The organism is Saccharopolyspora tripterygii (genome assembly GCF_054778355.1).
The window spans coordinates 89,660-101,683 of the sequence record NZ_BAAGZP010000027.1; the positions used below are offsets into that span (position 1 = coordinate 89,660).

11 protein-coding genes are annotated in these 12,024 nt (G+C 69.5%); 6 read left to right on the forward strand and 5 right to left on the reverse strand.

Going from position 1 to position 12,024, the window contains the following annotated elements; genetic code table 11:
• Nucleotides 1-128: 128 nt before the first annotated feature.
• Nucleotides 129-1,679 (reverse strand): acyl-CoA synthetase, encoded by a 1,551-nt coding sequence (locus ACYVF3_RS20100; protein WP_461155769.1) that lies wholly within the window; start codon nt 1,677-1,679, stop codon nt 129-131.
• Nucleotides 1,680-1,815: 136 nt separating this feature from the next.
• Nucleotides 1,816-2,853: an LLM class F420-dependent oxidoreductase gene (locus ACYVF3_RS20105; RefSeq protein WP_461155770.1), complete on the reverse strand. Its 1,038-nt coding sequence runs from the start codon at nt 2,851-2,853 to the stop codon at nt 1,816-1,818.
• 91 nt (nt 2,854-2,944) lie between these two features.
• Between ACYVF3_RS20105 and ACYVF3_RS20110 the strand changes: the two genes are divergently transcribed.
• From ACYVF3_RS20110 to ACYVF3_RS20130, 5 genes are all read left to right on the forward strand, one after another.
• Nucleotides 2,945-3,904 carry a Zn-ribbon domain-containing OB-fold protein gene (locus tag ACYVF3_RS20110; RefSeq protein WP_461155771.1) on the forward strand — a complete coding sequence of 320 codons (960 nt, stop codon included), beginning with the start codon at nt 2,945-2,947 and terminating at the stop codon, nt 3,902-3,904.
• A 10-nt stretch (nt 3,905-3,914) separates the two neighbouring features.
• Complete coding sequence (locus ACYVF3_RS20115) at nt 3,915-4,970, forward strand: thiolase domain-containing protein (protein ID WP_461155772.1); 1,056 nt, start codon at nt 3,915-3,917, stop codon at nt 4,968-4,970.
• Nucleotides 4,970-6,130, forward strand: coding sequence for a thiolase domain-containing protein (locus tag ACYVF3_RS20120; RefSeq protein ID WP_461155773.1), 1,161 nt, complete (start codon nt 4,970-4,972; stop codon nt 6,128-6,130). The genes ACYVF3_RS20115 and ACYVF3_RS20120 overlap by 1 nt, the downstream gene beginning before the upstream one ends.
• A gap of 1 nt (nt 6,131) precedes the next feature.
• Complete coding sequence (locus ACYVF3_RS20125) at nt 6,132-7,001, forward strand: TIGR03619 family F420-dependent LLM class oxidoreductase (protein WP_461155774.1); 870 nt, start codon at nt 6,132-6,134, stop codon at nt 6,999-7,001.
• 88 nt (nt 7,002-7,089) lie between these two features.
• Complete coding sequence (locus ACYVF3_RS20130) at nt 7,090-7,533, forward strand: nuclear transport factor 2 family protein (protein ID WP_461155775.1); 444 nt, start codon at nt 7,090-7,092, stop codon at nt 7,531-7,533.
• Nucleotides 7,534-7,726: 193 nt separating this feature from the next.
• Here ACYVF3_RS20130 and ACYVF3_RS20135 read toward each other — a convergent pair whose 3' ends face one another.
• Nucleotides 7,727-8,953 (reverse strand): cytochrome P450, encoded by a 1,227-nt coding sequence (locus ACYVF3_RS20135; protein ID WP_461155776.1) that lies wholly within the window; start codon nt 8,951-8,953, stop codon nt 7,727-7,729.
• Between the two features lie 201 nt (nt 8,954-9,154).
• Between ACYVF3_RS20135 and ACYVF3_RS20140 the strand changes: the two genes are divergently transcribed.
• Entirely contained in the window at nt 9,155-10,285 is a 1,131-nt protein-coding gene (locus tag ACYVF3_RS20140; protein WP_461155777.1) for a steroid 3-ketoacyl-CoA thiolase, read from the forward strand.
• 245 nt (nt 10,286-10,530) lie between these two features.
• Here ACYVF3_RS20140 and hsaB read toward each other — a convergent pair whose 3' ends face one another.
• Both hsaB and hsaC read right to left on the reverse strand, forming a co-directional pair.
• Nucleotides 10,531-11,085, reverse strand: coding sequence for a 3-hydroxy-9,10-secoandrosta-1,3,5(10)-triene-9,17-dione monooxygenase reductase subunit (hsaB, locus tag ACYVF3_RS20145; RefSeq protein ID WP_461155778.1), 555 nt, complete (start codon nt 11,083-11,085; stop codon nt 10,531-10,533).
• Nucleotides 11,086-11,096: 11 nt separating this feature from the next.
• A complete protein-coding gene (gene hsaC / locus ACYVF3_RS20150; RefSeq protein ID WP_461155779.1) occupies nt 11,097-12,002 on the reverse strand; it encodes an iron-dependent extradiol dioxygenase HsaC in 906 nt (301 codons plus the stop codon).
• Nucleotides 12,003-12,024 lie beyond the last annotated feature (22 nt).

Here is a 12,024-nt window from a genome sequence, read left to right on the forward strand (position 1 = left end):
GAAGACAAGAGCCGAAAAGGTCTACCGCGAAATGGGCGATCCGTCCTCGCGACGTGCTTCGGGCAGCACGAAGCCGCGCGCAGCGGGCCTCGCCCCGCCGCGCGCGGACGCGCACCGATCATCGCAGCTCAGATGGCCTTTTCGCGACCTTCCCAGTACGGATCGCGCAGCTTGCGCTTGTAGAGCTTGCCGTTGGGATCCCTCGGCAGCTCGTCGACGTAGTCGATGCTGCGCGGAACCTTGAACTTGGCCAACCGCTCCCGCGCGTAGGCCAGCAGCTCCTCGGACAGATCGTCGCCGGCGGCCACGCCCTCGGCGGGTTGGACGACGGCCTTGACCTCCTCGCCCCAGTCGTCGTGCGGCACGCCGAACACGGCCACGTCGGCGACCTTGGCGTGCACCGACAGCGAGTTCTCGATCTCGGCCGGGTAGATGTTCACGCCACCCGAGATGATCATGTCGTTGCGCCGGTCGCACAGGTAGAGGTAGCCGTCGGAGTCGAGGTAGCCGACATCGCCCAGGGTGAACAGGTCGCCCACCCGCGCTTCCTGGGTCTTCTTCTTGTCGTTGTGGTACTCGAAGGACGAGCCGCCCATCTGCATGTAGACGGTGCCGATCTCGTCGGCGGGCAGCTCGCCGCCGTCGTCACCGAGGATCCGCACCACCGAGCCGGGCCACGGCTTGCCGACCGAACCCGGCTTGCGCAGCCACTCGTCGGCCATGATCGTCGTGCCGCCGCCCTCGGTGGCGGCGTAGTACTCGACGACCACCGGCCCCCACCAGTCCAGCATCGCGCGCTTGACCTCCTGCGGGCACGGAGCGGCGCCGTGGATCATCGTGCGCAGCGAGGACACGTCGTAGCGGGCGCGGGTCCCCTCCGGCAGCGCCAGCAGGCGGTGGAACTGGGTGGGAACCATGTGGCTGTGCGTGACGCGGTGCTTCTCGATCAGCCGCAGCATCTCCTCGGCACCCCAGCGGTCCATCAGGACCGCGGTGTGCCCGAACTGGATCGAGATGCTCACGAAGTTGAGCACGGCGGTGTGGTACAGCGGGGAGCCGCACAGGTGCACGTGGTCGTCGAAGGGCTTGAGCCCGAAAACCCCGAAGAACCAGGCGTTGGCCGCAGGGACGTCGTCCGGATCCGCACCCGACAGCGGCCTGCGCACGCCCTTGGGGCGGCCCGTGGTCCCGGAGGTGTAGAGCATCGGCGAGCCCGTGGTGCGCACGTCCGGGCGCCCGACCGGCTCCTCGGCGCCGAGGTTGGCCAGCGGCTGGAACCCCGGCACGTCCCCGACGGCGAAGCGCGCTTGGCTGGGCAGGCCGCTGCGCGCTGCGGCGTCGGAGGCGGCGTCGGCGAACCTCTCGTGCGCGAGGAACGCCTTGGCGCCGCTGTCCTCGACGATGTAGGCGACCTCGGGCCCCACCAGGTGCCAGTTCACGGTCACCACGTACAGCCCGGTCTGCACGGCGGCGAAGTACGCGGCCAGCAGGTCCGCGCCGTTGGGCAGCATCAGCACGATGCTGTCGCCCGGCTCCAACCCCATGCTCTGCAGACCCCGGCCGTACCGGTCGGCCGCGGCAGCGAGTTCGGCGTAGGTGACCGAACTCCCGTCGGGCGAGACCACGGCAGTTCGGTCCGGCTGCTGGTGGGCGATGTTCCACAGTCCTATGTCGGCCACGGCGGACTCCTGTCGACGACGAAAGCGTTCCCCAGCCGAACAAACCTAGAACGTGTTGCAGTTATTGAGCAAGGTCGCGGGCCGAACCCGTTGCGAGCAATCCGACCCGCGACCCCACCTCACCCGAGAACGCATTTCAGTTCTGGACCACCTCGGCGACCGACCGGACGTGCTCCACGTCGCGGCAGCCGACCAGCAGCGAAGTCACCCCGGCCTTCTCCCACACCGCGATCCGCTCCCGGACGTGATCGCGGTCGCCGATGATGGCCACGTCGTCGATGGCCTCGTCCGGAACCGCAGCGACCGCCTCCTCGCGCCGACCAGCGGCGAAGAGCCGCTCGATGTCGGAGACCGCCTCGTCGTAGCCCATCCGGCGGAACAGCTCGGCGTGGAAGTTCATGCCCGGCGCGCCCATCCCGCCGATGTAGAGGGCCACCGAGGGCTTGAGCTTGGCGCGCTCGGTCTCGGGGTCGTCGGTGACCACGACCTGGCAGGTCGCGGCGATCTCGAACTCCTCGCGGGTGCGGCGCGCTCCCTCGCGGGCGAAGCCCTCGGCCAGCCACTCCTCGTACATCGGGCCGACCCGGGGCGAGTAGTAGACCGCGATCCAGCCATCGGCGATCTCGGCGGTCTGCGCGACGTTCTTCGGCCCCTCCGCGCCCAGCCAGATCGGCAGGTCCGCGCGCAGGGGGTGGGTGATCGGCTTGAGCGGCTTGCCGAGCCCGATGGAACCCGGCCCGTCGTAGGGCATCCGGTAGTGCGGGCCCTCGTTGCGCACCTTGTCCTCACGCGCCAGCACCTGCCGCACGATCGAGACGTATTCCCTGGTCCTGGCCAGCGGCTTGGCGAACGGCTGCCCGTACCAGCCTTCGACGACCTGCGGCCCGGAGACGCCCAGACCGAGGATCGCGCGGCCGCCGGAGAGGTGGTCGAGGGTCAGCGCGTGCATGGCGCAGGAGGCCGGCGAGCGCGCCGACATCTGGGCGACGGACGTGCCCAGCCGGACGTCGCGCGTGTCCGAACCCCACCACGCGAGCGGCGTGAAGGCGTCCGAACCCCACGACTCCGCGGCGAAGACGGCGTCGAATCCAGCCCGGTCGGCTTCGAGAACGAGTTCTTGGGCGTTCTGCGGTGGCGCGGCACCCCAGTACCCGAGCTGCAGTCCTACTTTCACTTGTGAACCTCCCTTTCCCGGCCGGCCGCGGACCCTGCCCATACTGCACCGGATATTGCCGTGATGGCGAGAACATGTTTCACTTCGGGTTGTGACTGGGATCTCCGAACCGCTCAGCGCCCCGCTCAACATCGGCTTCGACTACACCCGTTCGCTCGGGACCGTCCACAGCCGATTCGCCACCTCGCTGCGCGACGGCGGCATCGTCGGGGTGCGCGGCAGCGACGGCCGGGTGCACGTGCCACCCATCGAATACGACCCGGACACCGCGGCCCCGCTGGACGACTTCGTCGAGGTCGGCAGCGAGGGCGCGGTGATCAGCTGGACCTGGATGCCCGATCCGCTGCCCGGCCAGCCGCTGGAACGCCCGTTCGCCTGGGCGCTGGTGCGCCTCGACGGCGCGGACACCCCGCTGCTGCACGCCGTGGACGTGCCCGGACCGGAGGCGATCTCCACCGGGATGCGCGTGCAGGTCCGCTGGGCCGCCGAGCGCGGCAACGGGATTCGCGACATCGCCTGCTTCGAACCCGCGGGCACCCCCACCACCGCGCCGAAACCGGCCGGTGGGGATCCGGTGACGATGCTGACCTCACCGGTGCAGCTCAACTACATGCACTCCGCCTCCCCCGAGGAGAGCCGCTACCTGGAGGGGCTCGCCGAGGGCAGGATGCTCGGTCAGCGCTGCCCCGCGTGCTCGAAGGTCTACATCCCGCCGCGCGGCGCCTGCCCCACCGACGGCGTTCCCACGGTGGAGGAGGTGGAGCTGCCCGACACGGGCATCGTGACCACGTTCTGCATCGTCAACGTGCCGTTCCTGGGCCAGCGCATCAAACCTCCCTACGTCGGCGCCTACGTGCTGCTCGACGGCGCCGACATCCCGTTCCTGCACCTGGTGCTGGGCTGCGAGGCCGACGAGGTGCGGATGGGGATGCGGGTCAAGGCGTCGTGGAAGCCGCGCGACGAGTGGGGCCCCACGCTGGAGAACATCGACCACTTCGAACCGACCGGGGAACCGGACGCGGCGTTCGAAACCTACGCCCACCACCTGTGAAGGAGCTGCCATGACTGACGTCGCCGTCGTCGGCTTCGCACAGGCACCGAACGTGCGCGCCACCAACGGCACCACGAACGGTGTCGAGATGCTGGTCCCCATCTTCCAGGAGGTCTTCGCCCAGACCGGGCTGTCCAAGACCGACATCGGTTTCTGGTGCTCGGGATCCTCGGACTACCTGGCAGGGCGCGCCTTCTCGTTCATCGCCGCGGTGGACGCGATCGGCGCTGTCCCGCCGATCAACGAGTCGCACGTCGAGATGGACGCCGCCTGGGCGCTCTTCGAGGCCTGGGTGAAGATCCAGACCGGCGAGGTGGACACCGCCCTGGTCTACGGCTTCGGCAAGTCCTCGGCCGGAAACCTGCGCCGCACGCTCGCGCTGCAGCTGGACCCCTACTCGGTGGCGCCGCTCTGGCCGGACTCGGTGAGCATCGCCGGCCTGCAGGCTCGCATGGGCCTGGACGCCGGGGACTACTCCGAGCAGGAGATGGCCGAGGTCGCGGTCCGCAACCGCGCGTCCGCCAAGGGAAATCCCAGCGCGCAGATCTCCGGCGCGTTCGACCCGCAGGAGCTGCTGGCCGAGCCCTACGTCGCCGATCCGCTGCGCGCCCACGACTGCGCTCCGATCACCGACGGAGCGTCGGTGATCGTGCTCGCCTCGGCCGAGCGCGCCCGCGAGATCCGCGAACGACCCGCCTACATCGGCGGCATCCAGCACCGCATCGAATCCGGCAGCCTGGGCGCGCGCGACCTGCGCCGCTCGGAATCCACCGCCGCCGCAGGAACGGCGCTGGGCACCGACGGCGTCGAGATCGCCGAGCTGCACGCACCTTTCACGCACCAGGAGATCGTGCTGCGCCGGGCGCTCGGGCTGGACGAGTCGGTCGCGGTCAACCCGTCGGGCGGCGCGCTGTGCGGCAACCCGATGTTCGCGGCCGGACTGTCGCGCATCGGCGAGGCGGCCACGCAGGTCTTCGACGGCCGCGCCGGGAAGGTGCTGGCGCACGCGACCAGCGGCCCCGCGCTGCAACAGAACCTGGTGTGCGTGATGGAGGGACGAGCCTGATGGGCAAGCAGTTGGCGGCCGTGCTGGGCACCGGCCAGACCCACCACACCAGCAAGCGGCTGGACGTCTCGATGGCCGGGATGTGCCGCGAAGCGGTGGACCGCGCGATGACCGATGCCGGCGTGGACTGGCCGGACATCGACGCGGTCGTGGTCGGCAAGGCGCCCGACCTTTTCGAGGGCGTGATGATGCCCGAGCTGCACCTGGCCGACGCGCTGGGCGCGACCGGCAAACCCCTGCTGCGGGTGCACACCGCGGGCTCGGTGGGCGGTTCCACCGGCAACGTGGCGGCGAGCCTCGTCCAGGGCGGCGTGCACAAGCGCGTGCTGGCGGTGGCGTTCGAGAAGCAGTCCGAGTCCAACGCGATGTGGGCGCTGTCGATCGTCCCGCCGTTCAGCATGCCGGTCGGCGCGGGCGCGGGCGGCTACTTCGCGCCCCACGTGCGCTCCTACATCCGCCGCTCCGGCGCCCCGACGCACACCGGGGCGATGGTGGCCGCCAAGGACCGCCGCAACGGAGCGCGCAACCCCTACGCGCACCTCAAGCAGTCGGAGATCACCGTCGATTCCGTGATGGCCTCGCAGATGCTGTGGGACCCGATCCGCTACGACGAGACCTGCCCGTCCTCCGACGGAGCGTGCGCGGTGGTCATCGGCGACGAGGCCAGCGCGAACGGCCGCAAAGCGGCGTGGATCCACGCGACCGCGATGCGCACCGAGCCGACGACCTTCGCCGGCCGCGACCAGGTCAGCCCGCAGGCGGGCAAGGACGCGGCGGCCGCGCTGTGGAAGCAGGCCGGGATCACCGACCCGCTGTCCGAGGTGGACGCCGCCGAGATCTACGTGCCGTTCTCGTGGTTCGAGCCGATGTGGCTGGAGAACCTCGGGTTCGCCGCGGAGGGCGAGGGCTGGAAGCTCACCGAGTCGGGCGAGACCGCGATCGGTGGCCGCATCCCGGTCAACCCCTCGGGCGGTGTGCTCTCGTCGAACCCGATCGGGGCGTCCGGACTGCTGCGCTTCGCCGAGGCCGCGCGGCAGGTCACCGGGGACTCCGGTGAGAACCAGGTCGACGGCGCTCAGGTCGCCCTCGGTCACGCCTACGGCGGTGGCTCGCAGTACTTCTCCATGTGGGTCGTCGGATCGAACAAACCTGGAGCCTGACATGAAGTTCACGATGTCGGTGGCCATGACGCCGCTCGACCAGCTCACCGAACTCGCGCGCACCGCCGAGGAGTGCGGGTACTCCTCGGTCGCGCTGCCGGATTCGCTGTTCTACTCGGAGAAGGTCTCCGCCGAGTACCCCTACACCCAGGACGGATCCCGGATGTGGGACGCCGACACCCCTTGGGTGGACCCGCTGATCGCCACCGCGGCGATGGGCGCGGCGACCTCGCGGCTGCGGTTCTACACCTCGGTGCTCAAGCTCGGCCCGCGCAACCCGGTCCTGCTGTCCCGGCAGCTGGCCTCCGTCGCCTCGCTGACCGGCAACCGCTTCGGGCTCGGGCTCGGTCTGGGCTGGGCGCCGGAGGAGTTCGAGTGGTGCGGCGCGCCGTACGCCAAGCGCGGCGCGCGGGTCGACGAGATGATCGAGATCATCCGGCTGATCCTCGGCGGCGGAATGGTCGAGTACCACGGGAAGTTCTTCGACTTCGACAAGCTGCAGATCTCCCCCGCCCCTACCGAGCGGATGCCGATCTACGTCGGCGGGCACACCGAGCCGGCGCTCAAGCGCGCCGCCCGGGTGGGCGACGGCTGGGCTTCGGCGATGATGAAGCTCTCCGAGCTGCGCGAGACCATCGACAGGCTCGGCGAGCTGCGCGCCTCCTACGACCGCGCGGACGAACCCTTCGAGATCCAGGCCGTGTGCGTCGACCGGTTCGGCGCCGACGGCTATCGCGAGCAGGCCGAGGTGGGCGTCACCGACGCGATCGTGGTGCCGTGGCTCTTCGACGGCCACGGTTTCGACGCGCCGTTGGAGGCCAAGAAGGACTCCATCCGCAAGTTCGCCGCCGATGTCATCGAGAAGGTCTAGGAGCACCCGTTTTTCGAGTGACGTGCGGTGGCGGGTCTTCGCGGCCCGCCACCGCACTCGTACCGGGAAGAACTCGTCAGGAGGCCGCATGAACGACACTGGAGTGCACTGGAAGGCCAGCAGGGAACCGCACCCGGCCCGGGACGCGGCGCTGGCGTCGATCAGCGCCGTGGCCCGGCGCGACAAGGACGAATGGCTCACGCTGTTCGCCGACGACGCCGTGCTGGAGGACCCGGTGGGTCCGTCCGTGTTCGACCCGGAGGGCAAGGGGCACCGCGGGATCGAGGGCGTGCTGGGGTTCTGGGACATCGCGATCGCGAAGTCCGAGCGGATCGAGTTCTTCATCGAGGACTCGTTCGCGTGCGGCAACGAGGTCGCCAACACCGGCACGATCACCACGACGATGCCCGACGGTTCGGTGATGGACGCCGAGGGCGTGTTCTCCTACCGCGTCAACGACGCGGGCAAGATCGTCGCGCTGCGGGCGTTCTGGGAGTTCGACCGCGCCGTGGCGACCCTCCGGCAGCGGTAACCCTCCCAGCCCCGGAGGCGGTCCCCAGACACGACGATGGCGCCGTTCCCACTCGGGAGCGGCGCCATCGTCGCGTGGAGGCGGTTTTGGTCCGAACTGCCCGGGGAAGATGTCCGTTTCGCCCGGTCAATTCGGACCAAAACCGCCCGGTGGCGCCCCCGGAACCCTCATCCCGGGGGCGGCCACCTGGAGATCAGCGGTACTGGACCTTGTACTCCTTGATGCCGTTGAGCCAGCCGGAGCGCAGCCGGCGCGGCTCTTCGAGCTGACGGATGTCGGGCATGTGGTCGGCGATGGCGTTGAAGATCAGGTCGATCTCCAGGCGCGCCAGGCTCGCGCCCAGGCAGTAGTGCGCACCGGTGCCGCCGAAGCCGACGTGCGGGTTCGGGTCGCGGGTGATGTCGAAGCGCTCCGGCTGGTCGAAGACCTCAGCGTCGAAGTTGGCCGAGCTGTAGAACATCCCGACCCGCTCGCCCTTCTTGATCTGCACGCCGGAGAGCTCGGTGTCGGCCATCGCGGTGCGCTGGAAGGACACCACCGGCGTGGCCCAGCGGACGATCTCGTCGGCAGTGGTCTGCGGCCGCTCCTTCTTGTACAGCTCCCACTGGTCGGGGTTCTGCATGAAGGCGTGCATGCCGTGGCTGATCGCGTTGCGCGTGGTCTCGTTGCCCGCGACCGCCAGCAGGATCGTGAAGAAGCCGAACTCGTCATCGCTCAGAGCGCTGCCGTCGACGTCGGCCTCGACGAGCTTGGTGACGATGTCGTCCATCGGGCACTTGCGCTTCTGGTCGGCCACGTTCATGAAGTAGCCGAGGATCTCCGCAGCAGCGGTCGACGGATCGATGTCGTACTCGGGGTCGTCGTAGGCGACCATCTGGTTCGACCAGTCGAAGATGTCCTTGCGGTGCTCCTGGGGCACGCCCAGCAGCTCCGCGATGGCCTGCAGCGGCAGCTCGCAGGCGATGTCGGTGACGAAGTCCCCGGTACCGGAGCTCAGCGCGCCGGTGGCGATCGCCTCGGCCCGCTCGTGCAAGGCCGCTTCGAGGCTCTTGATCGCGCGCGGCGTGAACCCGCGCGCCACCAGTCGGCGGACCTTGGTGTGCTCCGGCGGATCGATGTTGAGCATGATGAACCGCTGCATCTCGATCTGCTCGCGGGTCATCTCCTCGTTGAACCGGATGATCGCGGTGTTCTCGTGGCTGGAGAACACGTCGCTGCGCCGGGAGATCTCCTTGACGTCCGCGTGCCGCGTGACGACCCAGTACCCCTCGTCCTCGAAACCCGACTTCCGGAACGGTTGCTTGTTCCACCAGATGGGCGCGGTACGCCGAAGCTCCGCGAATTCCTCCAGCGGCACCCGCTCGGAGTAGAGGTCGGGGTCGGTGAAGTCGAAGCCTTCCGGAAGGCTCGGTGCTACCACGGCTTACCTCCTGCGCTGCACGAACTGAAACGAGTTCTATGTGAAGCGAACCACATGGAGCGCGTTCGGTAAACCCCTTTAACTACAGATGAATCGTGCAAGCCAAGGCAAAGATCGTTCCGCCTCCCCTCGGGTCATGGCGCATGGGGATAACATGTTCTAGATTCGTGGCGGTAGCGATTGCGGTGAGAGGAGATTCAGGTGGGCACTCCGGTGATCGTGGAGGCGGTGCGGACGCCGATCGGCAAGCGCAAGGGCTGGCTGTCCGGGCTGCACGCCTCGGAGATCCTCGGCGCGGCACAGCGCGGCCTGGTGGAACGCGCCGGCATCGACCCGGCCGTGGTGGAACAGGTCATCGGTGGCTGCGTCACCCAGGCCGGCGAGCAGTCCGGCAACGTCGCCCGCACCGCGTGGCTGCACTCCGGACTCCCCGAGGCGACGGGCAGCACCACGATCGACGCCCAGTGCGGATCGGCGCAGCAGGCCACCCACCTCATCGCCGGTCTCATCGCGACCGACGCGATCGAGGTCGGCATCTCCTGCGGCGTCGAGGCGATGACCCGAGTGCCGCTGGGCAGCAACATCGGCACCGACGTGGGCCGCCCCAAGCCCGACTCCTGGGACATCGACATGCCCAACCAGTTCCTGGCCGCGGACCGCATCGCGGGCCGCCGAGGCATCACCCGCGAGGACCTGGACCGCTTCGGGGTGCGATCCCAGGAGCGCGCGCAGCTGGCGTGGAACGAGGGCCGCTTCGACCGCGAGATCGTCCCGGTCAGCACCCCCGACGGCGAGGTCACCCGCGACCAGGGCCTGCGCGAGACCAGCGTGGAGACCCTCGGCGGGCTCAAGCCGGTCCTCCCCGACGGGCTGCACACCGCGGGCAGCTCCTCGCAGATCTCCGACGGCGCCGCGGCCATCCTGCTGATGGACTCCGACCGCGCCCGAGCCCTGGGCCTGCGCCCGCGCGCCCGGATCGTCTCCCAGTGCCTGGTGGGCGCCGAGCCCTACTACCACCTGGACGGGCCGGTGCAGGCCACCGAGCGGGTGCTCGCGCGCAGCGGGATGAAGATCGGCGACATCGACGTCTTCGAGGTCAACGAGGCCTTCGCCTCGGTCGTGCTGTCCTGGGCCGACGTCCACGGACCCGATCTGGACCGGGTCAACGTCAACGGCGGCGCCATCGCGCTCGGCCACCCGGTCGGCAGCACCGGTGCCCGCCTGCTCACCTCGGCGCTCCACGAGCTCGAACGCCGCGACGGCACCACGGCCCTGGTCACCATGTGCGCCGGTGGCGCGCTGTCCACGGGCACCATCATCGAACGTCTCTGACCACCCGGGTTCCGCGCCGCCTCAACCCACGAGGCGGCGCGCCCTCGTTTTCCCTGCGGGCTCCCCAACCTCCACCCCGAACCGCCCCACCCCAGGACTTCCCGATTTCGCGCGAAATTGAGATCACCAAGCCTCGGCAGGGGGCTGAGCTGGGCAGACATGCGCGGCCGCGGGGGCGTCTTCCAATTTCGCGCGAAATTGGAAGACGTCCCCGCGGCCGCGGCGGTGCGGGCGGGAGCCGGGTGTCAGAGCCAGTCGTCCGGGGTGCCCGTCAGGAAGTCCTCCGGCCAGTACTGAGCCGGGGTCGTCGGGCGGGTGATGCCCGTGTAGGCGCCCTTGTAGAACAGCAGCGGGTCTTCTTCCGTCGTCTCGCCGAGGGTCTGCACCCGGCCGATGACGATGTGGTGATCACCGCCGTCGAGCACCGACTCGACCGCGCAGTCGAGCCAGGTGAGCGTGCCGTCCAGGAGCGGCGAACCCGACGGAGCCGGGCTCCAGCTCAGGCCGGCGAACTTGTCCTCGCCCTTGCGCCCGAAGACCGACGAGACGTCGCGCTGACCGGCCGCCAGCACGTTGACGCAGAAGTGCCCGGAACGCTCGATCAGCGGCCACGCCCGGGAGTTCTTCCCCGGGCAGAACAGCACCAGCGCCGGGTCAAGGGACAGCGCCGAGAAGGACTGGCACGCGAACCCCACCGGCTGACCGTCACAGCTGCCGGTCACCACCGTCACACCGGTGCAGAAGTGCCCGAGCGTGCGCCGGAACGTCGCACCGTCGATCTCCGAGGCCACCGCTTCCATCGCCCCTCCCATCACTGAGGCCTGTTGCCGACGCTGAAGTCGTGGCCCCACAGGCTGACCGCCGTGCTCTCGCGCGCGATCCAGTCCTCGTCGTCGACCTGCCTTCCCTCGCAGCCGAATTCGACGTCGAAGCCACCGGGCGTCTTCATGTAGAACGACAGCATCAGGTCGTTGACGTGCCGGCCCAGGCTCGCCGACATCGGCACCTTGCGCCGGTAGGCGCGGTCCAGGGTCAGTCCGACGTCGTCGACGTCGGCGACCTCGACCATCAGGTGCACGATGCCGCTGGGCGTGGGCATCGGCAGGAACGCGAGGCTGTGGTGCCGCGGGTTGCAGCCGAAGAACCGAAGCCACGCCGGGTCCCCGTCGGCGGGCCTGCCGACCAGCTCGGGTGCCATGCGCATCGAGTCGCGCAGCTTGAACCCGAGCACGTCGCGGTAGAACCGCAGCGCCGCCTCGTCGTCGTGGGTGGACAGCACCACGTGCCCGAGGCCCTGCTCGTCGGTGACGAACGTGTGCCCGTAGGGGCTCACCACCCGCCGGTGCTGCAGCGCGGCGCCGTGGAAGACCTCCAGCTCGTTGCCCGAGGGGTCGCTGAAGCGGATCAGCTCCATCACCCGCCGGTCCGCGAGCTCGTCGGCCGTGGCCTCCTTGAACGGGATCCCGTTGGCGCTCAACGAGTCCCGGACCTCTTGCAGACCGGCCGCGTGCTCGGCCTCCCAGCCGGCCTGCAGCAGCCGGTCCTGCGAACCGGGCACGACGACCAGCCTGGCCGGGAAGTCGTCCATCCGCAGGTACAGCGCGTCCGGATCGTTCCCGCTGCCCTCGACCATGCCGAGGACCTTCAGGCCGTACACCCGCCACGCCTCGATGTCGGTGGCCTCGATGCGCAGGTACCCGAGCGAGCGAATACCCATGGGACTACCTCCCCTTCGCCTT

Bases quoted from the DNA above. Each gene is read 5' to 3' on its own strand.
- ACYVF3_RS20115 (WP_461155772.1), top strand. From the start codon at position 3,915: ATGACTGACGTCGCCGTCGTCGGCTTCGCACAGGCACCGAACGTGCGC.
- ACYVF3_RS20120 (WP_461155773.1), top strand. From the start codon at position 4,970: ATGGGCAAGCAGTTGGCGGCCGTGCTGGGCACCGGCCAGACCCACCAC.
- ACYVF3_RS20125 (WP_461155774.1), top strand. From the start codon at position 6,132: ATGAAGTTCACGATGTCGGTGGCCATGACGCCGCTCGACCAGCTCACC.
- ACYVF3_RS20130 (WP_461155775.1), top strand. From the start codon at position 7,090: ATGAACGACACTGGAGTGCACTGGAAGGCCAGCAGGGAACCGCACCCG.
- hsaB (WP_461155778.1), bottom strand. From the start codon at position 11,085: ATGGAAGCGGTGGCCTCGGAGATCGACGGTGCGACGTTCCGGCGCACG.
- hsaC (WP_461155779.1), bottom strand. From the start codon at position 12,002: ATGGGTATTCGCTCGCTCGGGTACCTGCGCATCGAGGCCACCGACATC.